Raw genomic sequence first — 21,809 nt, 5'->3', positions numbered from 1 at the left:
CTCCAAAAATTATGTCCAACTTTTGGGGTGCAGTGCAGAAAAGCGGTCTTTTTTATATATACTTACTTGTTGCGACGTTTAAAGCCTTCCTTGGCCCGTTCTAACGCAATCACATCACCTGTATACTTCACGAGGACAAAGAGCGTACAGACGGTAATGAACCAGATAGCCTTACTGCCGAAGAAATGCACGAATCCCGCGGAAGACAGCGCGCCGAAAACGAAACTGCCGACCATGATACTGTAGTTTACGGCCTGTCGCCTTACTTTTCGTCTATTGTGCCCGTTCCTCAGACAACGATACCAGGAAATCAACATCTTCTGGTAATTTCCCGAGGTCATAAAGAGAGAATACGGTTCCGACTCGATTTGTATGCCCCTGAACGAAATCATTACAATACCGGCGGTGTAAGCGATAAGCGATACCCAAAGAAAAGGGACGGGTGGCAAAAGGGGAAGCAAAAAGGTGACCGTCAGGAAGGGGCAGGTATTATAGGAACGCCAGAAAGGCGTTTTCTCCCATTTTTCCAAAACCATGCCCGTTAAAAATCCCAGCGTGAAAAATAAAATGGATAAGCAGCGGAGGACAACGCCTTCAACATTTTGATATTGAATGTCCGAAACGAGAAGGATAATGTTACCGGTCTGCAACGCCACGAGAGAACCGAGTTCAAGCTGACAGTACACATCAAGCGCCCCGCCGATAATCCCCCAGAAAACGGCTATAATTCGTCTGTGTTGAGGCAAGAAAATAACATTATACATATGCATCCTTTCCAAAGCCGCTCATAAGATTAAAAGGAAACCGTTCGGAAGCCTTCCTTCACACGTCCCAAATTTCAATGCCCGTACGGGGATCATGCTTTCTGCCGATTACCGGCCCTGCCGTCGGTTCCATGATAATTTCGCCGGTATAACAGATACGGGCCGTAAGCAAATGTCCGCCAACGCTTTTCATGTCCTCACCGTCAAGGTAAGCAAACATGGCATGAGCATGTGTATGCAGGCTGCCGTCTTTCATGGTCGTCACATTGCCGTTAAGAGATGTCATTTCCAGCATTCCTTTTACAGGATGCCTGAGGTATTCATGCTTTTCTCCCACATACGTACCGACGACGACGTAATCGCAGGCACCGATACCGCTGAACACGGCAGAGCCGATCTTTTCTTTTAAACATACGGCCGCCAATGAAGCGATGATTTCGTCATCTTTATCAAGACGGATATAGATGCGGTTATCCGCTTTTCTGTACTCCATAGTTCAACCGTCTACCTGATAAAATTTGTAAATACCTTGGGCGGCGTTTCAGGAGCTTCGATACCCGCTTTCCTGCCCGCTTCGAGGCACTTCAAAAGCCATGCCATATTGGCGCCGAGGACATGCATGATCTGCAGTCCTTCCGCATCCTGTTTAACTTCTTCCGGTGAATTGCCGTGCACCATATTCCAATAATTCGACGAGACGATAAGCGTCTGATGGTATTCCAGGTATTTAAGCAGGACATCCAGTGTCGCCGTCGTACCGGCACGGCGAGCCGAAGCGACGGCTGCGGCCGGCTTATGCTTCAGATACGCCCCGCCGGCTGCCGAAAGTTTATCCAGGAATGAAACCATTTCGCCGGACGGGGAAGCCCAGTATACGGGCGATCCGATAACAAGGCCGTCGGCTTCTTTCAACTTTTCCGCGACAGATGCGACCGTATCTTCCGTCGGTACGGCATGAATCACTTCCGTGCCGATGCCGCGGCTGTTAAGTGCTGCCGCTACTTCCGTAAGCGCCGTATATGTGCAACATTTTTCACGGCGGCTGCCGTTTAATAAAAGAACCTTCATCATAAGACCCCCTTACTTTTTTTAATTCTAAAGCGTACTCAAAATATAGCACGTCCGCGCCGCCTTGGCAAATAAAACGGAGAGGCTGCAGCCTCTCCGTTCACTCTTTATTTTGCGCCGTTCAAGGCTTCCATAAATTCTTTGCCGTATTGCACGCACGCTTTGCGCGCGTCTTCATCGGGAACCCACATAAGCCTCAAATCTTCTTTAATGACATCGAAACCGCTTGCAACGAGATGTTCATGAATCTGCTTCGGTGCATCGCCGCTCCAGCCGTAGCTGCCGAAAGCGGCGGCCTTCTTGTTCTTAAATTTAAGGCCCTTGATCATTTCCATAATACCGCCTATGGAATACATAAACCCGTAGTTAATGGTCGGTGAACCGACGAGAACGGCCCTGGATTTCTAGACTTCCGTGCAAATATCATTCTTGTCGAGCTTTGAAGAATTGCAAAGTTTAACAGTAACCGCAGGATCCGCTTCTCTGATGCCCGCCGCAATACATTCGGCCATGCGGCGGGTCGAATTCCACATGGTATCATAAATAAGCGTAATCTGATTTTCCCGGTAATTGGCGGCCCATTGCTGATACTTCTCAACGATCTGCAGGGGATTGTCGCGCCAAATAACACCGTGACTGGGACAAATCATCTTTACGGGTACGTTCATAGCGAGAATTTCTTTAATTTTCTTCGTTACCATGGGGCTGTACAGATTCAAAATGTTGGCATAATACTTCATGGCTTCGTGGTATAATTCGCCCTGATCGACTCTGTCATTGTAAAGAGCTTCACTTGCGTAATGCTGGCCGAACCCGTCGTTACTGAAAAGGATTTCCTCACCTGTCATGTACGTGAACATCGTATCGGGCCAGTGAAGCATAGGCGCTTCGATGAAAACGAGTTTGCTGTCGCCGAGATCAAGCGTATCTCCCGTATTGACGGTGACGAAGTTCCAATCCTTATGGTAATGGCCGCGGATAATCGCTTCGCCCTTTTTAGTACAGTAAATGGGCGTATCCGGAATCTCCTCCATCAAAAACGGCAGCGCCCCGCTGTGATCGCTTTCATTATGATTCATAACGATGTAATCGATCTCGTTCAAGTCAATTTCTTCTTTCAGGCTTTCTACGAATTCCCTGCCGTAAGGAGCCCAGACCGTATCCATGAGAACCGTTTTCTTATCACGAATCAAATAGGAATTATACGACGAACCGCGCTCCGTCGAATATTCCTTCCCGTGGAAATACACGAGTTCCCAGTCCACTTTACCGACCCAAGTAACCTTGTCCGTGATTTTCTTTGCCATACTGTTACCTCCTTAAAAAAACTTACACCTGACACGCTTACAGTATACTCCCGATTCTTAGATTTGCACGTTGTTTTTATAACTGTTATGAAAAAATATAAAAGAGCCTGCGAAAAATGTACCGCTCTCCCATCATCAGTCTTTGATTTGACTGTTGGGAACGGTACATCTTGCAGGCTCTTTTTACCATTCTCTGTACGGATGTTCAAAGATATACCCTTGCCTGTACGCCGCCAGCAGGCATTTTAAGTCTTCAATCGTCTGTAATATTTTCTTGCCTGTATCCGTATCGCCGATCATGACGCGTTTCGGTTCCAATTCCACCTGGACCGAATCGGAGAGGATATCCACATTGGAGGTAAGCACCGAATCCACATCCGTAAAAGGATAGTGAGATTTCAGACGAAGGCCGTGAGAATTGAAGATAAGCGTATACCCGGCAATTCCCGTCGAACCCTGATAGGCTCTGCAGAAACCGCCGTCAATGCAAATCCCCCTGCCGTCGGCACGGATAGGGCTCTCTCCTTTTTTCACCTTGACCGGCGTATGACCGTTAATAATATGCCCCTGCGGCGAATCGATGCCGAATTCATGAAGAATCCTCACACATTCCCGTTCCTGGCGATTAAAGGTATAGTACGGGTTCTGCGGTTCCTTCCAGGTCGATTCGTCGGCAATATAACTGCGTTCAAGCGTCTTTACGATGCGGCCGGACATGGGCGAATCGTAGCCGCACCAAAGGTACCACATATAGTCAAGACTGTATTCATCCCGTTTTTCAAAAGCCCGGCGGGCCAGGAGATCCATTTTATCTGTACAGCCCCCTGCCCCTGTATTTCCCGCCTTCCAATTCCACTTCCGCAAAAGTCCCGTCTTCATTAAGGGGTATACCGCCGTGAAAGAGAAGGTTGCCGTTATAGGTCCGATAAACGGACCCGTGGCTGTAGAGAAAGCGTATATGCCGCTGAAGCCGTTCACTGCCGAGAAATTCCCGTCTGATTTCTTCCATCAGTTCCCGTTCGCCTTCGCTCAATTCATACGGGTTACGGCGATCGACTGTCGGGAAATCGCTTGTCGTCAATTCGTACGTACCGCTCGGCAGCGTCACCGTGCCGCCGTCAAAATCAAATTTTTTAAAAAGGAGACGATCCTCCATGCCGTATTCGGGATGGCGCATAATCGTCTGTCCTTCAAGCTTGCAAAGAATGACGTTAATCGCTTTGACCATGGGGTCAAGCCCGTCCTCGGCGGTATATGTTTCCAAGGCGAAGAGGGCCAGAGAACGCAAACTGATACCGTATCCGTTTTCAAGAATTTCCAGATTGTGATAGCGTACATTATTGCGCAAGACATTGATAATGCACGCTAAATCGCCGGCAGCCGCCCCCATCCAGAGAACATCGTGGTTCCCCCACTGAATATCAAGGGAATGATGCCTCATGAGTTCATCCATGATTTTATCGGCATGGGCCCCGCGGTCATAAATATCGCCGATAATATGTAAATGATCGACAGCCAGACGCTTGACGAGATTCGTCAGCGCATAGACGAATTCACGGGCGCTGCCCGTCTCCAAAATAGTATCGATAATCTTGGAATGATAGACATGGCGGTTTTTGTCTTCGTCAGGCTGTGCATGGAGCAATTCATCAATGACAAAACGAAAACTTTCAGGCATGGCTTTGCGCACCTTTGAACGCGTATATTTGGACGAAAGAAGCTTTGCCAGGCGCAGAAGGTGATGCAGCGTCGTCCGTGCCCATTTGTCATTGATCAGCCCCTTTTGTTCCATGAGGTTAAGCTTTTCTTTCGGGTAATAAATGAGTGTCAATAAGTCGTCGCGTTGTTCTTTTGACAAGGAGTTGCTGAAAATCATCTCGACCTTTTCCCGGATGACGCCGGAACAATTATTGAGGATATGATAAAACGCTTCATATTCACCGTGAAGATCGCTCATAAAATGTTCCGTCCCCTTCGGCAGGTTAACAATAGCCTGGAGATTGATAATTTCCGTATACGTCGCCGCCTGCGTCGGGTAATCCTTTGACAACAGTTCCAAATAGCGCAGATACTCTGCCGGGTACTCGCCTTCTCGCTTCATTATATGCACCACACTTTCCCTTCAAATCAGATTGCAACCTTTTCCGCCCATGCTTCTCCGCACTCCCCGTTACAGCTCCGCACAAGAGCGGACTTCTTCAGTCCGGCAAAGGCACGCCGAGAGGGAGCCAAACATAAAAACACATCCTTTTCGCGCGAATTACGTTCTTTTATCATATCACAGATACATCGTTTTACATTGAAAAAGTATGTAAAAAGACCGACGAGAGTTTCGTCGGTCTGTACGGTTACTTCCCCATATTTTTCATTACTTCCTGAAGTTCTTCAGGCGTCAACATTTTCATCGCTTCCGTCATCATAGCCATTGCCTCCGGGGTCGGCCCGCCGCCGGCCGACTTGGCTTTCTTCATGGCTGTAATGATCTTGAGGACTTTTTCGCTCACCGATTTAGTCTCGTCCCCGTCCTGTGCGGCCACTCCCTGAAGGGACATGGTTTCCTCTCCTTTAATAAGGTAATTTATACACTCTACCGTCGTCTGCGCCAGGTTGACCTGCCAGAACTCGCCGGCTTCGGTCAGTTCATACAGGACGCCGTTAAAGCTGACAAAGCCCTGGTCCTGCCAGAGATCGTAGAGCCATTTTAAATCGGTGAGACGTCCGTCCGCGGCAACCAATGCGTCAACGTTGAAGTACCCCTGTTCAAGCTGTTCCAATGTGCAATTGACGAGAGGCTGTACTTCCGACTGCTTAACGAGAGCCATAAAGGGTTTTTCGTGGCGTTCGACAGCCTGTGAATACGTATCGATCGTACGGTACAGCATAGTCGAGTACCCGTCTAAATGGCCGCCTGCACCGCTGCCGAAGGGAAACATGGTCACACCCCGTTTGGCAAGCGTATTATACAGGCTGCGCTCTCTGTTCGTCTGCGACCAGTGAGCGGCGCTGAGCCGTCTGAAACGGCGCTTGTTCAAATAATCCCGGGCAAAGGCGAACATTTTCGCCTGCTCTTTCGTCGTCGCGGCGGGCGGTAAGGCGCCGGCCGCAATGCGTTTGGACAGGTCGCTGTTATCAAAGACATTGAGCTGATACAAATCCGCTCCGTCAACACCCGATGCAATCAGGCAGTCAAGATCTTCTTTCCAGATTTCGTGATCCTGTCCGGGAAGGCCGTAGATCAAATCAATTACAGTCACACACTGGTTGTATGCTTCAAGAGCCTTCAAGTTTTTCAGGACCGTCTCTTTATCGTCAAGACGGCCGACTTGACGCCGCACTTTGGTGTCAAAGGACTGAACACCCAGAGACATGCGGTTGACACCGCCGGCCATCCAAACATCCATTTTCTCCGGAACGAGATCATGAATACGGCCTTCCAGGGTCAGCTCATAGTCATTTGCCAACGGTAAACAGGTACGGATCGTTGCCAAAAGCCGCTTCGCATTGGCCGGCGACAGGGATGTCGGCGTACCGCCGCCGATAAAAACGGAGTGAATGTGTCCGTCTTTCAGGCGAGGCGAAGCACTTTCCCGCTCCATATCCTGCACAAGGCGATCCACATACGCGTCTTCAACGAGCTGATCCGTACCGTTTTGAAAAAAGGCACAATACAGGCATTTCGTCTTACAAAAAGGAATATGGATATAAGCGGTCTGTGTCGGTTCTCCCGTCGGCGGCCGGGACATCAATTCATGCCATATCCCCTGCGCCTCTGCCGGGCTTACGGGAGTCCCGTCTATGCCGGCATGAACGACACGTTTGCGCGGAAACCCTTCGGTGAGCGGATCCGCGCCGACACGGCCGAACTGAAAATCACGCTGTTCCGCCGTCAGTTTCTGATATAATTCTGCCAGCCCCATACTACGCCTCTTTCGCTTTTTCCAACACGGTCACCGCAAAGGCTTCCGCCGCCGCCAGATCTGTCGCATCGGGATGCTTGGCGGCTTCGGCATGAAGAGCGTCCCGTTCGGGGCTCTTACCGTGCGCAGAACCGGCAGGAAACGTTTTATACATCATTTCGATCAATTTAGGGTCAACGGCTCCCTGGCAGATAAAGGAGCCCAAAACGGTCGCGCCGTCCGCTACCGCTTCCGCCCCCTTGGCCAAAGCCCCGGCGGCATGTTCTGAATTCGGATTGGCGCCGAGAGTGGCAAATACGCCTACTTTTACGGGCGGCAGGGACGCCATTACTTTTTTCGCTTCTTCATTGGCTTCACCTTTATCTACCCAAAACCCCGTAAAAATCAAATCATAGCCGGTTAAATCGGCGGGAATTTCTTTCATATCCACACAGGGCGTCCCCGCAGGCAGGCCTTTACATACGGCTTCGGCAACTTTTCTCGTGTTACCGGTACGCGAGGAATACAATACAATACATTTCATAATTCTCCTCCTTATCCGAAAGCTCGGTCGGTCCGTCCGTTCGTCAAAACAACAATATCCAACCTCTTGTCATCATAGCAAAGAAGCGTTAATTCTTCTACTCCGTTCGGTTCATAAATGCTCCAATCGGACAAATATTTTTATCCGACCTCACCGTCTTTTAAAGAAAACCCTGAAAAGCCTCTTTTTTCCTGTACGCGGATACAACCGGACAGCCGGCTCGACGGAACAAGTATACCAAATTCCCGGCGCCCCGCCAACCGCCCTTTCCGTTAAGTACGGCGTATGCTGAAAAAGACCGGGCCGTAAGGACAGGACTTAAATTGCCTGAAAATGAAGAACCGGACTTCTCCATGCGTAAACACGAAGAAATCCGGTTCTTTACTCCTATAAAAGGCTGTAGTCAAAATGAAGTGAAGGCTTCAGCCCGCCACGGTCCCGTTTCAGTAGCTGCGGCGAAATTCACCGGGCAGCTGGCCGATAATTTTTTGAAACGCGACGGCAAATTTACTGCTGTTCTCATACCCCACACAATTGGCAATTTCCATAATACTGTCATCCGTATGCAGAAGCAGCTCTTTTGCTTTGACCATACGGTATTCCTTGACATATTGCGAAATAGTGCTGCCGTAAACGCCTTTGAAGCATTTCTTCAGAGTCGTCTGTGAAATACCGTGCTTTTTCGCAAGGTGTTCGACCGTAAATCTGCGCGTCATATGAGCCGTAATTTCTTTTTGAACAGCCTTGACAATACTAACCTGCTGCAACGTAAGAGGCTCTCTTTTATCACGGGGAGGTTTTTCGATCGTACTGAGAAAAAGAAGAATTTCCAGGATCTTAATACGAAAATACTGTTTTTTTATGGTCTCGGGTACATGGTAAAGCTCATAAAACAGATGCTTTAACCCGGCATCTTCCTGCATAATTACGGAGAAGTCCCGATGCCCGCAGAAACGCAGGCTCATGGCTTTCAGGTCAATCGCGTTTTTACCCAACTGTTTATCAAATACTTTCTGCGCCTGCGGCAGAGAAAGGAGGATCGTCACACCGTGGTAATGAGACAACGGGAATACGGCGTTATGACAATACGCGGAGTGTCTGCGCCAACCGACGGACATATCCCCTTCACCCATGTACAAATATTCACCGCTGTGAAAATTGCACTCAATACGCCCTTCTTCACAATGGTTAATGGCAAAAACATCGGGCATCGGGTTAGCTTCGCACGACAGTTCAGGTTTGTGTATGTCCATATACATCAGCATAATGCCCGGATAAACAGTATACACCGTTAATTCGGCCCGGCCCGTTTCGTCCTCTATCCGGTAAGCCTGCCCGTCCGGGAGCATACCGGATTTCTGCATTTCTCTAATATTTTTCATATGTATGTCCTTTCCGCATACAGCTACATGACACCGTGTTACGTTGCGTTATATTCATACATACATTATGCCAATCTTGATAATTTATGTCAATGTTCAATTATATTTTCTTAAATTGTGCCATATATAATTCAAAATACATGCCTTTGCGGGCAATCAGATCTTCATGCCGTCCCGTTTCGGCAATCCGGCCCTCGTGGAGAACGACAATACGGTCGGCATTCCGTACCGACGCCAGGCGGTGGGCGATCATAACAACAGTACGCTTTGCCGTCAGGTCATTCAATTCTTCCAGCACCTGTTTTTCCGTTTCATTATCCATTGCCGCCGTCGCTTCATCGAGAATGAGGACAGGCGGGTTTTTCAGGAAAATTCGCGCCAACGCCAGCCGTTGTTTTTGACCGCCCGACAACTTTATGCCCCGTTCACCGATAAAGCTGTCATAGCCGTCAGGGAGCTCACGGATAAATTGATCGGCTCTGGCCCGTTCGGCGGCACATACGACTTCTTCCATACCGGCATCGTTCTGCCCGATACGTATATTGTCGGCAACGGAATCCGAAAACAGATACGCCTCCTGCTGCACAATGCCGATATTGCGCCGCAGCGATTCCAGGGAATAGCGGCGAATATCCGTGCCGTCCAGAAGGATCCTGCCGCTCGTTACATCATAGAAACGCAGTAACAGAGAAGCTATACTGCTTTTTCCGGCGCCGGTGGCGCCGACAAGCGCCACCGTTTCGCCGCTCCGGATATGCAAATTGAAGTCATGCAGAACAGGCGTATCTTCATCATACGCAAAACAAACATGCTCAAAACGGATATCCCCGCAAACGTCTTCCTTATTTAAAATAAGCTCTCCGTCGCGCACATCCGGCACGAGGGCCATTAATTCCTCATAGCGCCGGAATCCGGCCATGCTCCGCTGATACTGCTCCGTCAACACCGTAAGCTGCATGATCGGGCGAATAAAAAGCATAAGATACATAAGAAACGCCACGAGATCACTGATCGCGAGCAGGCCGTTCATAATGAGGACGCTGCCGATGACGATAATAGCCAAATTGATTGCATTGGAAAAAAATACGACCGTCCCCGATAAATAGGCCTGATAGCGAAATGTTTCCTGTTGTTCCCGGATCAGTTCAACCGCCGCTTCAGAGAAATTCCGGAACGCCTCCTTCTCACCGTTATAGGCCTTAACCACACGGATAGCTCCGAGGATTTCCGTGGTCACGCTGCTGAGGATCCCCATGCGGCGGCGTGTTTCGGCAAAGGCATTTTTCATTTTGCGGTTGAGAAAAACCGTATCGGCCGTTTTCAGGGCGACGAGAAAAAGGACGCAGGCGGCTAAAACCCGATTGATGTAAAAGAGGAAGAACGCGCTCCCGCCCATCATAACGATACAGACCATAACGAGATTCGGCAGCTGAAAAACAATATTGCCTATCTCCGATATATCACCGGTAACGCGCGAGACAAGCTGCCCCGTTTTAGTGCCGTCGAAGAAAGCAAAATCAAGGCTTTCCAGATGACGGAAAAGAGAGCGGCGCAAATCGTTTTCTATATATACGCCCATATTACGGCCGCAGCGGTAAACCAGGTAGGTCACGACGAGACAGACGCAATACAGCGCAAAGAGAAGTCCCCCTTCCCGCCAAAGCCCGTCCATATCCCTTGCCGGCAGAACCGTTCCCAATATGTGCCGCACAATCATGGGAAAGGTGATTTCAACTCCTGCCGATATAAGAGAACCGGCGATGACAAAAACCAGCATCTTTTTGTAAGGCTTATAAAATTTCAACAGACTCATGTGTACGTACTCCCGAAAAAAGCGGCAGGCCACAGCCGCAGAAGGCCATAAACCCGCCGTTTTTCCTTATTTATGTATCACGCTGCACAAAGACCAGATAATCCCCGTCCCGCCGATGTGCCGCAACGGCACGGGAAATATCGTCAGAAGCCGCGTCATACTCGACGCAATTGACGAGCAAAATGTATATGCCCGGCCGTAAATCCCGCAGCTTTTCCGGAACGCCGAGACCGCCTTCACTATGGAACGCCCCCTGCACATGCAAGATAAGCGAAGACGGATGAGCCACCGCATAATCGCCTATGCTCTCGGCCATCGTGTCATCTTTCAGGCACTGGGCCCGGAACATCGGGGCTATGCGCTCTTCCGGAACGACCATGGCGCCTTCTTTCAGGCTTCGCAGCGTAAGGGCAAACTTCTCCTTATATGCGGCCGAACCGTCCTTATGCACACGCGGCAGATACTGCCTGTCCGGCTCATCAATCTCCGAAAGTTTTCTGCCGTGCGCATAAGCGGCGGCAATCCGTCTGGGTATGTTGGCCGCTATGACGGGAATTTTCTTCTCCTTCGCAAACATCACCAGCGGTCTGTATGCCGTATCATAATTCGGCCAGGGCCGGGACCGCTCCAGAAAAGTTTCTTCAGTTATCCGCCCTGCCAGAAAGTCGTCCGTCAGCACCTGTGTATCCCGCTCAAACATTTCCAGCGAAAGTACCGTCCGATCGCCGTAACGCACATACAGGGACTGCAGCAGAGCAAGCTCAGCCGCATGAGCGGGCGTGCTGTCATGAAGTTCTCCGAAAAAGACGACGCCGCCCCCGCCGTCGCATGCCGCCGCTATATCAGCGGCAGTAACCGACCGCCCCGTCGCCGCGTCCGCAATAATCGGCGGCGGTTCCGCCGCCATACCGAAAACCGCGCTTCCCGGCTGCAGTAACATCCCTATGATCATTAAAAGGCGAATAAATTTCATATTACCATTTCCATTCCGCCCCGATACGCCACATGCGGCCGTCTATATACAAATCGTCAACCTTTTTATTGAAAATATTATCAATGCCGCCGTATACGGAAAAGGCTTCGTTCAAATGTTTATTAAAGGACAGATTTACCGTGTTATATGTATAGTCTTCCCCGTCATACCGGTAATCCTGGGCGAACTGGTCCCAGAGAACGGCGCTGAAGCCGGTGGCTTTATTTTTATCATCATAAATGAGCTGCAGCGTCGACGTATTCCTGGCGCGGCCGTCCAGCCGTTCACGGCTGTTCTTATCAATGGCATCCAGCCAATTATACGTTGCCTTTACGGTCCAGCGCTTGCCGAAATGCTTGCCTATTTCCGCTTCGACACCGTTAATCTGCGCATCGTCGACATTAACATAATGATACACCGCTCCGGTTGAGCCGGGAACACGTTCGGTCGTAATCAAATTGGAAACATTATTATTGAAATAGGTGACCTTGCCGAACCAGTCGCCCTTATCGCCTTCCACGCTGAAATCAAAACTGCGTGATTTTTCCGGATCCAAATCGGGATTGCCGTAAATATTCACGGTCGTCACGCCCATGGCGCGATGCATGCGCATATACAACTCCGTAATGGTGGGAGCCTTGTAACCTAACCCGTAATTTGCCTTAAAGCGCCAATTCGCATTGAAATTATAGGTCAGTCCCACTTTAGGCGTCACTTCCGAACCGAACTGGCTGTTATGCTCGAAATGGAGAGACGGGATGAAATAAAGCTTGTCGTTTACCTGCCACTGATCCTGCACATATGCGGCATATGAATTAATATGGTGGGATTTTATACTCTTTGTCATGCCCGATAAAGAATCACCCAACCGGGTGCCGGCATATTTGACGGTCCTGTATTCACCGCCGAAGGTCAGATTATGCTTGTCGCCGATATATACCGTATCCTGTGCTTCCGTCACCCAGGTGCTGTATTTGGCCGAGTCCATGTCTTCTTTCGGGTACTGCAGATTATAATTTATCGGCCCCATCGGGGTCATGACCGGACCGGCGGGAAGCACCCGTTCATTGAACAGATGGGAATATTTTTTCAATTCATTGTAATACGAGCGCACTTTGTATTCATTTCGCTTTGTCTTGCCAGAATATTCTACGCTGAAACCGCGCTGTTCGTTATCATACCATTCTTTCTTATTTTTATTCGTAAATACCCAGGCCACCGGCGGGAACGACCCCGTAAAAATACGCGACCGCGTATCGGGGAAATCGGAACGGAAGTTTTCCTTGCCGTAATCGATATCAAACCGGAGCTTATTCTTATTCGCGTTTTCAAAATCGTATTCCGAAGCTAAATGAAAGAGCTTCCGCATGCCGTACATGGAACGCGTATATCCGTCCGTTACGGAACTTACGGCATGTGTCATGGGATTAAACGTCTCCGTATAGGAATACCGGTTATACGGACGGTTTCTTTCCAGGCGTCCGTCAATACTCGTCGTCCATCGGCCGTGCCTGCCGAAGTTGAAGTTAAAATATGCCGACGTATTGGTTGTGCCCGTAGACACGCCGACCGTACCGCCGGCCTCTTGCGGTACTTTTGTAATAATATTAATGACCCCGCCCATGGCATCGGACCCGTAAAGAGAACTTGAAGGGCCGCGAACGATTTCAATACGCTCGATATCATTTACATTTAGCCGCCGCAGCGCGTAAACATTCGTCGTATTGCTCGCATCTTCACCGGCGTACCGCTTCCCGTCCACCAGGATAAGGGTATGGTTGGTACTCATCCCGCGAATCCGCACGGCATTCCCCGTCATTCCGGCCTTGGACAGATCCAGATTATGGGCCAGAGCCAGAGCCGTCAGCACGTCGTCGGCCCCCATCCGCTTAATGTCTTCCGCCGTAATAACTTCCGCCGCCTGAGGCTCTGTCTTTATCAATTCTTTCGGAAGTGACGCCGTAACAAGAATCTCCCCTGTATAGATATTATCTTTTTCAGCCTCGTCCGCCGCCATAGCCGTCGCTGCCGTCACGGACACCGTCAATGCGGTTATAACGGCCAATCGTAATGTTCTTTTCATTTTTCGCCCTCCTTAATTATATTTTTATGTAAATACGGGAAACAGACCGGATAGGTCCGCCCCTCTTCGGTTATCTGCGTAAACGACACATTGACATCATACAAATTCTCCAACACGGGCTGACAAAACACCTCTTCTACCGGCCCGTCCGCCACGATCCGCCCTTTTTTGACGGCAATGAGCCGATGGCTGAAGCGGGCCGCATAATTCAAATCATGCATGACCATGATAATGGTTATCCCTGTTTTCTCATAAAGCCGCGTAATCAGTTCCATAAGCTCCAGCTGGTAATGAATATCCAGAAAAGTCGTCGGTTCATCAAGCAGCAGGATTTTCGGTTCCTGCGCCAGGGCCATCGCCAGCCAGGCGCGTTGCCGTTCACCGCCGGAAAGAGCGCCGATACGTTTATGCCGCATTTCGGCCATACCCGTCGCCGCCAACGCCTTATCAATTACCCTGCCGTCTTCTTCGGACAATTGAGAAAAGGCCGACTGGTAGGGAATACGGCCGCAGCTCGCCAAATCCCGCACGGTCATATCACCGGGCGCCTGTGCCGACTGGGGCAGAACGGATACACGTTTGGCGACCGCTTCGGACGGCAACGATCTCATATCCTTACCGCTCAGATAGACAACGCCCTTTCCGGGTGCCAATAACCGCCCCAACGCCTTTAAAAGGGTCGATTTTCCCGAGCCGTTGGGCCCGATGATGGAAACGATTTCAGGCTTCATAAAAGAAGCGCTTATATCTTTTGTAATAACGGTCTTGCCGTACTGCAGGCGGGCATGTTTGATTTCCAGTGTTTCACTCATGTGCGCATCCTCCGTTTCAAAAGATAAAGGAAGAAAGGCGCTCCCAGGAAAGACAGAAAAATGCCGACAGGAACTTCCACGGGACGGGAAGCGGTACGCGCCGTCATATCGGCCAGAACAACCAGGACCGCACCAAACAGCCCCGCCGCAGGCAGGAGAAACTCAAAATCCGAACCGACAATAAGACGCATAATATGCGGCACAATGAGGCCTACAAAACCGAGCAACCCCGCAACGCTGACAGCGGAAGCCGCCAGAAGAGCCGACAACGCCAAAAGAGCAAAGCGGGTCCGCTCCACTTTGACGCCGAGTGACGTAGCCACGTCATCACCGAGCTGCAGCGCGTTGAGTTTGCGGTAACTGCACAAGGTCGTCACAATACCGACAATACTGTACGGCAAAATCATGAGCACATGGCGCCAACTGTTGCCGGTAAAACCGCCGGCCATCCAATTGACCGTACCTTGAATACGGTCAGAGAAAAAAACCGACAGGGCCGCCGTCCCGCCGCCGAAAAAAGCGGCGATCGCCACGCCGGCCAAAATCAGCCGTAACGGATGAATACCGTGTTCCCAGGCAAGAATAAACACGGCAAGCGAGGCGATAACAGCGCCGCCGAAAGCGGCAAAGGGGACAAAATAGGTAAGCTCCGGCGCAATGAGCATCAACGCCATGGCCGCCAAGCCGGCGCCTGCCGTCACGCCGATAATACCGGGATCGGCCAGGGGATTACGTAAAATCCCCTGAAGGATGCACCCGGCCAGGGCCAGATTCGTACCGGTCAGGGCCGCGCAAATAACACGGGGCATACGAATATAATAAATAATGCGATAATTTTCCGATTGGGTCATGCCCGCCAGGACATCCGCCACTTCACGCAGCGTAATAGGCACGGCACCGGCGGCTATTCCCGCAAAGAGCGACAGAAAAAGCAGCACAATGCCGGTAAGCAGAGTTACATAACGGCGGCGGGCACGGACGTCCGGATTCTGCAGGGCCGCCATTACGGTTCGCCCGCTTTATAGAGATCGTCGTAGAGAATAGTAAGTGAATCGGCAATCTTCGTACCCGGGTTAACCGAAAACAGTGCGCCCGCCAAGTAATAGACCCTGCCGTTCTTCACGGCATCCACACCCTGCCACAATGAGTTTTCCGCCAAGTCCTTTTTAAAGGATTCCACAATAGACGGGTCAGGTATCATGCTGATGAAGAAAACGGCCGGATCCTGTTTAACAATGTATTCCATACTGAGAGGTACAAAGCTGTCCTCTACAAGGGCCGTGCCGTCGGCGATATTCACAGCGCCCAGTTGTTTCAACAAGTCGCCGCTGAAGGACTTGCTCGTCGCCATGCTGAAGCTGCCCGGCGCTCCGAATACGATAAGAACCCGCGGCGGGCATTCCTTTCGTTTGCGCAATAATCTTATCATGTTCCCCTTCAATCCGTTCTTTTTCTTTTGCGGCCAGGTCTTCATGGCCGGTCAATTCACCGTAAAAGGTAAGTGTATTCAAGACGTCATCATATGTATTTAAATTATTGATGTACAAAGGAATGCCCGCGTTAGCCAGCGTTTCACGGATACCCGTATGGAAGGGCACATTAACGCCGATAACCAGGTCCGGCCGCAACGACAGGATCGTTTCCATATTCGGATTATGAATAATGCCTACTTCGGGAACGTCCTTCGTTTTTTCCTGCAAATCGGGCGTAATGGACGTCGATGTAGGCTTACCGACCGCCGTGCCGCCGGCAGCATAATACATGTCCAAATTGGACGCATTCAGGAAAACGACCCGTTTCGGATGTACAGGTATGGTAATCTTCGCACCCGTGCTGTCCGTCACTTCCCGCGTCGCCGCTTCGGCGGCTCCGTTATTCCGAAGAGCCATCCAACCGATCGCTCCCACCAGGCAAATAACAATAACGGCTGTAATCAGTTTGATCACTCGATTCATAGCAACACCTCTTCTTGATTCTCCTTTTCAATTTACAGCTATAATCTTACAAAAACTGATAGACTATGTCAATTATGAATAGATATTTTATAAACTGATTTAATTATTTATATAAAAGAACACGGCTTATATCTTTCAATATAAGCCGTGCTTTCTGTAGCCGAAAATCCGAAGATATGCCGGCCATTACCGGTTTTCATGCTTTTCTATTTCCTCTTTAATCCTCGCCAGCAATTCATCCGGTTCAAAACCGCCGCGCTGCGCCGCCATAGCCAATGTCGCGATACGCCCCATCGCCGCGAAAACTACAGGATTTTTCAGCTTGGCATAAGCCGGTGAAAGACTGACGAAAAACTCCTTCAAATAGGGGTATTTGTCAAAAAGGCCGGCCATCGTAATGGATGTGGTCAATTCATGAGCCTTCCCTTTTTCCGCAACACCTTCCCCCGCTGCCGGCACCTTTGCATGATGTTCCGGCCGCTGCGGCGGCTCCTGCCCGCGTTTTTCCGCCGCTACGGACTCGCCGTCACGCGCAAAGGGGGTTACATCCTGCATAGTTTCCAATACGCCGCGGAAGTTCCCCTTTTCGTCATGAACGCCGATGTATTCGACATGGACAATCCTGCCCTTTTTTTTCAGAGTAAACTGTATCTTATCCTTTTCACCGGAACGGAGAGTTTCCACGACTTTATTGACAATCGGACGGACTTCCCGGGGATGGCAGTTCTGTAAAACGCGGCCGATAATACCGGCGCTGCGGTCGAAAATACGTTCTTTGGTATCCGTATAGAATTTGACGATATCATTTTCATCGGTAAAGGTCAAATCCATGGGCATATGCCTGTAAATAAGGTTGATTTGCTCCAGTGTGAGCCTGCCGTTGGCTACGTCAAGAATCTCTTCCGCCGTCCTGCCGACCTTATATTTTTGTAAAAGGGTATTAAATTCATTCATAAACCCTTCAGCCGGCGCCTCTTCCGCCGCCGCTGCGGCTTCTTCTTGCCGCTCAAGGGGCATAAAGCCTGTCGGCGCGTCAATATTGGCGAAGCCCGCTTCTTCCTCACCGATACGCATCTGCCGGAATTCACGTTCTGTCAACAGCTTGAGCGAGGTCGGATAAAGGATGGTATTTTCCTTCAGCATAATGTCTTTCAGTTTATCGATAACCTCCGGCTGCAGGGCAAGGAACTGCGCTTCATCGTCACTGTCCAAAAAACGCTTTCCTTTATTGATGGCATTGCGCACGGCGTCGTGGAAACTCCACATAATGACCGTCGGCCGGTCGAACCCTTTTTCTTCAAGGAAGGGGAAAAGCTGATTGTGCTTACGCGCAAAATGACGTTGGTATAACAGGAGTTTTTCGTACACTTCCAGCCATTCGTTTTTAATAAACTTTTTCTTGCCGAGAAGTTCCTCCATGCGGGAAACAACCTTTTCCATCACTTCGTTTTCCGCCATAAACGTGCGTATCGGATGTCCTTCCGGAAGATTTTCCATGGAGCGGTCCTTTAAAATGCCGTCAAAGAGACGAAGGATATCGTCCATCCGCTCATGCATTTCCTGATCGTCTACGCCTTCTTCCTTTAATTGCTGTTCACCGTACGCAAATTCTTCGGGCGATACGGAATCGAAACGGGAAAGAAGTATTGCCGCGCCTGATCAAACGTTAATTCGCCCGTAATATAAGCGCGCTTAATACGGACAATTTCTTTACATTTAGCATCATCCACTTTAAATATATCTGCTCGGACCATAGTGAGACCTCCTTACAACACCGATTCTTTTACAATTGAAAAATTTTATCATTTCTATGGTTTAAGTATATGTCTCATCATTTGTATCGTCCATTGTAAATACAACGAATTTTCTAATCAGTATTTTCGCCTCGCATAGCCGCAAATTCTTCGGCAACAGCGTTTCGCAAGGACTCGTCGGCAGCCAGTTTCAAGATGATACGGCCGATAATATTCGCACCTCTGACAAGAACCGGTTCTATCTTCCTGTCGGCTACCATGGCGGCAATCTCTCCGGAAGGACCGGGATAATAGGTATTTCCCGCCGCTAAATGGAGATGCAGGGCCGGGCATTGACGGCTTACATTACCCATATCGGAACTGCCGCCGGCGGTACGGGGAATTTCATAAGGAATCCCCATTTCACCGAGAACGCTCGCCGCAGTGTTCGTTGCCGCCTCATTCCAAACCATTTCATCGAAGTCGAGCCCCAGCGGCAATACTTCATAAGTCGTTTCCGTGGCAATGGCCGCCCCTTTAACACAATTCATAACCTTGCGCACAACCTCGTCAAGATAGGATCGTTCCGTATAGCGAAGCGTACATTCAATTTCCGCCAGGTCGGGCACCACATTTGACGCCGTACCGCCGCGGACAATATACGTACCGATACGCGTATCGTCATGCACATGCTGACGCAGCATATCCATACCGTGTATGGCAAGCATTGGCGGCGTTTAAGGCATTGCGGCCGTGCCACGGGTCATAGGCGCCGTGCGCCGCCTGTCCGTGAAAGATAATACGGTAGCAGCTGAGAGCAAGAAAATGCTCATTCGGTTCCGTTTTATCCGGTGAAATATGAATCATTAACGCCAGGTCATACTCCTTAAATACGCCCTGTTTGCACATCATCGCCTTGCCGCCGCGCAGTTCTTCATCAGGCGTGCCGATAAGGTCAATATCGACGGGCAGATCTTTCAATTCGGATAACCCTAACGCCGCCAGCAGGCTCATCGCCCCGTTGGCCGAATGACCGCAGCCGTGACCCACATCGGGCAAAGCATCGTATTCCGCCAGAACCGCCGCTTTTATGACGGGCGCTTTAACGCGGCGTACCCGGGCCCGAAAAGCGGTAGGCTGATTTGTAAAATTTTCCTCTACGGGCCAGCCCCGGTCCCTGCAAATTTTTACGTATGCCGCACAGGCACGATATTCCTCTCCGGACAATTCCGGATCCCCGGCAATCTGATAGTTTAAAGCGAACGCCGTCTGCGCATGCTCGTCTATTCTTTCTTTCAGTTCCGCAACCGCTTCCATATTCAATCCCCCTGCGTAAGCCTTCTAGTCCAGTCTGTATAAATCGGGACGCCTGTCCGCAAAAACGGTTATTTTCCCGCGTACCCTCTCAACCGCTTCTATATCAACGGGAGCACCGATAATTTCATCGCCGTCTCCCGCACCGGTCAACACCTCCCCGAGAGGGCCGTAGACGGCGGAGCGGCCGCCGCCGATTTTACCGCCTTCCCAGTCGGACCCGTTTACGGCAACAACATAACACTGATTCTCTACAGCCCTTGCTCTGCCGAGAAGCTGCCAGTGATCAATCCGCGCCGCCGGCCAGGCGGCAGGAACAAAAATAACCTTTGCCCCGGTGAGCGCCGTCATGCGTACCCACTCGCCGAAACGCAGATCATAGCAGATAACCGCCCCCATCGGCACATCATCCAAAACAAACGCGCCCACATGCGCACCGGCAGCAAACTTCGTATGTTCATGAGCCGGTGAAAAAAGATGGACTTTATCATACACGGCGATCTTCTCGCCGCTGCGATTGAACACATACATCCGGTTAAAGAGTTTATCCGCTTCCTTTACGGCAACAGAACCGCCCACAATATTGACGCCGTGCGTCCCGGCAAACGTCCCCAGAAATTCCTGCGTTCTCTTGCCGTCTTTATCGGCGCAACTCTCCAGATCGGACGGATAAAAACCTGTATTCCATAATTCGGGCAAAACAAGAATATCCGCTCCGTCCATACGTAATGCCGCCAGTAACCGTTCTTCCGCCAAGGCGAAATTCGCTTCTGCATCACCGATCCGTGACGGAAGTTGTATCGCTTTAATTTTCATTGTATCGCCTGCCTCCCGTTTGTTTTTATTATTATAAAATAGGGGGCTCTCCCCATGCAACGGTAGCAGGCATACCTCATCTGTGCTATAGTAGTGTCGGAGATACGAAAGGAATACCATGGCTAAGATCAAGAAAACGAACGTTATGCGTCTGCTCGACAAAGAACACGTCCGGTATACGGTCAAAACATATGAATATACGGAAGACGATCTGTCGGGCATCCATGCGGCTGCCGAAACAGGGCTCAATCCGGAGCATGTATTTAAAACTCTCGTCGGTGAGGGCAATAAAACGGGCCCCGTCGTTTTCTGCATCCCCGTTCATAAAGAACTGGATCTGAAAAAGGCGGCTCATGCCAGCGGCAACAAAAATGTCCGCCTCATCCACGTCAAAGAGCTGCCCGGCTTAACGGGGTACCTGCGCGGCGGCTGTTCCCCCATAGGCATGAAAAAAGCGTTTCCCGTATATATCGACGCCGCTGCGGGGCCGCTTGATACCATCAGCATCAGTGCCGGCCGGCGGGGCATGCAGGTGCTTCTGGCACCGTCGGACATGATAAACGTAACCGGCGCAACATTGGCCGATCTCATAACGGACAATATTACCATGGAGAAAGGACGCGTACGCTGATGCCGGAAAAAGAACAGGAACTTCTCGAAAAACTTCATGCCTGCACTTTCTGTCCCCTGCGCACGGAAGGTAACCGCGGCCCGACACAATGGTCCGGCCCCCTTGATTCCCCCGTCATGTTCGTCGGGGAAGGCCCCGGCGGCGTGGAAGATGAATACGGCGTGCCCCTCGTAGGGCCGTCGGGAAAACTTCTGGACAAAGCGCTGTGGAGCGTAGGCCTCACCCGGGACCGCGTTTACGTGACAAACATCGTTAAATGCCGCCCCCGTAACAACCGTACGCCTACCCTTGATGAAGGAAAAATCTGCGCCGATATGCACCTGCTTCACGAGATTGAAATGGTAAACCCCGGGGTTATCATATGCCTGGGAAAGGTAGCTTTCCAATACTTTTACGGACAGGCTGCCAGCATCATGCGCAACCGCGGTAAATGGTTCTCTTTCCGAAACATACCGGTCATGCCGACTTACCACCCGGCCTTTCTTTTGCGGCAGGCCGGAAGGGAACTGGTCGAATCGAAGTGGCAGGTCTATTATGATTTAAAGGCGGCCGTAGAAAAAGCGAAGGAAAGCCGCCCCGACTATATCTACGGCAGTCCGCAGATCCCGGACCTGTTGTCCGCTTACAAAAAACTTAAAGAACAACGTTCATTGTAATACACAAAAAAGGCTGTAACAATACGGGTTGATATGCTCCCCTTTAGGTAGACATGAGAAAT

Annotated in this window: 23 protein-coding genes and 1 pseudogene; 2 read left to right on the top strand and 22 right to left on the bottom strand. The window is 50.4% G+C overall.

The window, feature by feature from the left end; all coding sequences use genetic code 11:
* Positions 1–62 precede the first annotated feature (62 nt).
* The 22 genes and pseudogenes from HMPREF0080_RS07840 to HMPREF0080_RS07755 form a co-directional block, all read right to left on the bottom strand.
* On the bottom strand, positions 63–764 hold the full coding sequence (locus tag HMPREF0080_RS07840; protein WP_071777907.1) for a YoaK family protein: 702 nt from the start codon (positions 762–764) through the stop codon (positions 63–65).
* Positions 765–822: 58 nt separating this feature from the next.
* Positions 823–1,257 carry a PPC domain-containing DNA-binding protein gene (locus HMPREF0080_RS07835; protein ID WP_006790897.1) on the bottom strand — a complete coding sequence of 145 codons (435 nt, stop codon included), beginning with the start codon at positions 1,255–1,257 and terminating at the stop codon, positions 823–825.
* Between the two features lie 11 nt (positions 1,258–1,268).
* Positions 1,269–1,835 (bottom strand): flavodoxin family protein, encoded by a 567-nt coding sequence (locus HMPREF0080_RS07830; RefSeq protein ID WP_006790896.1) that lies wholly within the window; start codon positions 1,833–1,835, stop codon positions 1,269–1,271.
* Between the two features lie 104 nt (positions 1,836–1,939).
* Positions 1,940–2,167, bottom strand: a complete 228-nt coding sequence (locus tag HMPREF0080_RS11035) for a hypothetical protein (protein WP_245527264.1) — start codon at positions 2,165–2,167, stop codon at positions 1,940–1,942.
* A gap of 69 nt (positions 2,168–2,236) precedes the next feature.
* Entirely contained in the window at positions 2,237–3,139 is a 903-nt protein-coding gene (locus tag HMPREF0080_RS07825; protein WP_006790894.1) for an oxygen-binding di-iron domain-containing protein, read from the bottom strand.
* A gap of 183 nt (positions 3,140–3,322) precedes the next feature.
* Positions 3,323–4,018: a fructose-bisphosphatase class III gene (locus HMPREF0080_RS11430; protein ID WP_280959850.1), complete on the bottom strand. Its 696-nt coding sequence runs from the start codon at positions 4,016–4,018 to the stop codon at positions 3,323–3,325.
* On the bottom strand, positions 3,948–5,240 hold the full coding sequence (locus tag HMPREF0080_RS07820) for a fructose-bisphosphatase class III (protein WP_006790892.1): 1,293 nt from the start codon (positions 5,238–5,240) through the stop codon (positions 3,948–3,950). The genes HMPREF0080_RS11430 and HMPREF0080_RS07820 overlap by 71 nt, the downstream gene beginning before the upstream one ends.
* A 247-nt stretch (positions 5,241–5,487) precedes the next feature.
* Positions 5,488–7,056 (bottom strand): heme anaerobic degradation radical SAM methyltransferase ChuW/HutW, encoded by a 1,569-nt coding sequence (hutW, locus tag HMPREF0080_RS07815; protein ID WP_006790890.1) that lies wholly within the window; start codon positions 7,054–7,056, stop codon positions 5,488–5,490.
* A 1-nt stretch (position 7,057) separates the two neighbouring features.
* Positions 7,058–7,579 carry a flavodoxin family protein gene (locus HMPREF0080_RS07810; RefSeq protein WP_006790889.1) on the bottom strand — a complete coding sequence of 174 codons (522 nt, stop codon included), beginning with the start codon at positions 7,577–7,579 and terminating at the stop codon, positions 7,058–7,060.
* Positions 7,580–8,022: 443 nt separating this feature from the next.
* Positions 8,023–8,961, bottom strand: coding sequence for a helix-turn-helix domain-containing protein (locus HMPREF0080_RS07800; RefSeq protein WP_006790886.1), 939 nt, complete (start codon positions 8,959–8,961; stop codon positions 8,023–8,025).
* A gap of 100 nt (positions 8,962–9,061) precedes the next feature.
* Positions 9,062–10,774 (bottom strand): ABC transporter ATP-binding protein, encoded by a 1,713-nt coding sequence (locus tag HMPREF0080_RS07795; RefSeq protein WP_006790885.1) that lies wholly within the window; start codon positions 10,772–10,774, stop codon positions 9,062–9,064.
* Between the two features lie 70 nt (positions 10,775–10,844).
* Positions 10,845–11,747, bottom strand: a complete 903-nt coding sequence (locus tag HMPREF0080_RS07790; protein ID WP_006790884.1) for a ChaN family lipoprotein — start codon at positions 11,745–11,747, stop codon at positions 10,845–10,847.
* Position 11,748: 1 nt separating this feature from the next.
* On the bottom strand, positions 11,749–13,830 hold the full coding sequence (locus HMPREF0080_RS07785; RefSeq protein WP_006790883.1) for a TonB-dependent receptor plug domain-containing protein: 2,082 nt from the start codon (positions 13,828–13,830) through the stop codon (positions 11,749–11,751).
* The gene (locus tag HMPREF0080_RS07780; RefSeq protein WP_006790882.1) at positions 13,827–14,642 is read right to left on the bottom strand and encodes an ABC transporter ATP-binding protein; all 816 of its coding nucleotides are present in this window, start codon (positions 14,640–14,642) and stop codon (positions 13,827–13,829) included. Before HMPREF0080_RS07780 ends, HMPREF0080_RS07785 begins: the two co-directional genes overlap by 4 nt.
* Positions 14,639–15,646 carry a FecCD family ABC transporter permease gene (locus HMPREF0080_RS07775; protein ID WP_006790881.1) on the bottom strand — a complete coding sequence of 336 codons (1,008 nt, stop codon included), beginning with the start codon at positions 15,644–15,646 and terminating at the stop codon, positions 14,639–14,641. Before HMPREF0080_RS07775 ends, HMPREF0080_RS07780 begins: the two co-directional genes overlap by 4 nt.
* Entirely contained in the window at positions 15,646–15,993 is a 348-nt protein-coding gene (locus tag HMPREF0080_RS11425) for an ABC transporter substrate-binding protein (RefSeq protein WP_280959849.1), read from the bottom strand. The genes HMPREF0080_RS07775 and HMPREF0080_RS11425 overlap by 1 nt, the downstream gene beginning before the upstream one ends.
* A gap of 118 nt (positions 15,994–16,111) precedes the next feature.
* Positions 16,112–16,405: pseudogene (locus tag HMPREF0080_RS11420) on the bottom strand (ABC transporter substrate-binding protein); the annotation flags it as partial.
* A 378-nt stretch (positions 16,406–16,783) separates the two neighbouring features.
* Positions 16,784–18,154: a PAS domain-containing protein gene (locus tag HMPREF0080_RS07765; RefSeq protein ID WP_006790878.1), complete on the bottom strand. Its 1,371-nt coding sequence runs from the start codon at positions 18,152–18,154 to the stop codon at positions 16,784–16,786.
* Positions 18,155–18,180: 26 nt separating this feature from the next.
* A complete protein-coding gene (locus HMPREF0080_RS11030; RefSeq protein ID WP_006790877.1) occupies positions 18,181–18,351 on the bottom strand; it encodes a hypothetical protein in 171 nt (56 codons plus the stop codon).
* A gap of 113 nt (positions 18,352–18,464) precedes the next feature.
* Complete coding sequence (locus HMPREF0080_RS11025) at positions 18,465–19,034, bottom strand: zinc-binding metallopeptidase family protein (protein WP_245527263.1); 570 nt, start codon at positions 19,032–19,034, stop codon at positions 18,465–18,467.
* Positions 19,012–19,647 carry a M20/M25/M40 family metallo-hydrolase gene (locus tag HMPREF0080_RS11020; RefSeq protein ID WP_006790875.1) on the bottom strand — a complete coding sequence of 212 codons (636 nt, stop codon included), beginning with the start codon at positions 19,645–19,647 and terminating at the stop codon, positions 19,012–19,014. Before HMPREF0080_RS11020 ends, HMPREF0080_RS11025 begins: the two co-directional genes overlap by 23 nt.
* A 24-nt stretch (positions 19,648–19,671) precedes the next feature.
* Positions 19,672–20,460, bottom strand: coding sequence for a carbon-nitrogen family hydrolase (locus HMPREF0080_RS07755; RefSeq protein ID WP_040347542.1), 789 nt, complete (start codon positions 20,458–20,460; stop codon positions 19,672–19,674).
* A gap of 118 nt (positions 20,461–20,578) precedes the next feature.
* Here HMPREF0080_RS07755 and ybaK point away from each other — a divergent pair, with 118 nt between their 5' ends.
* Together ybaK and HMPREF0080_RS07745 are read left to right on the top strand one after the other, a co-directional pair.
* Positions 20,579–21,091, top strand: coding sequence for a Cys-tRNA(Pro) deacylase (ybaK, locus tag HMPREF0080_RS07750; protein WP_006790874.1), 513 nt, complete (start codon positions 20,579–20,581; stop codon positions 21,089–21,091).
* Positions 21,091–21,747 (top strand): uracil-DNA glycosylase, encoded by a 657-nt coding sequence (locus HMPREF0080_RS07745; protein ID WP_006790872.1) that lies wholly within the window; start codon positions 21,091–21,093, stop codon positions 21,745–21,747. The genes ybaK and HMPREF0080_RS07745 overlap by 1 nt, the downstream gene beginning before the upstream one ends.
* The last annotated feature ends 62 nt before the right edge of the window (positions 21,748–21,809 follow it).

Origin of the sequence: Megasphaera geminata F0357 (assembly GCF_000239275.1) — a bacterium.
GTDB lineage: Bacteria > Bacillota > Negativicutes > Veillonellales > Megasphaeraceae > Megasphaera > Megasphaera geminata.
Note: the sequence above shows the minus strand (reverse complement) of the source record. Positions and strands in the feature narration are given on the sequence as shown.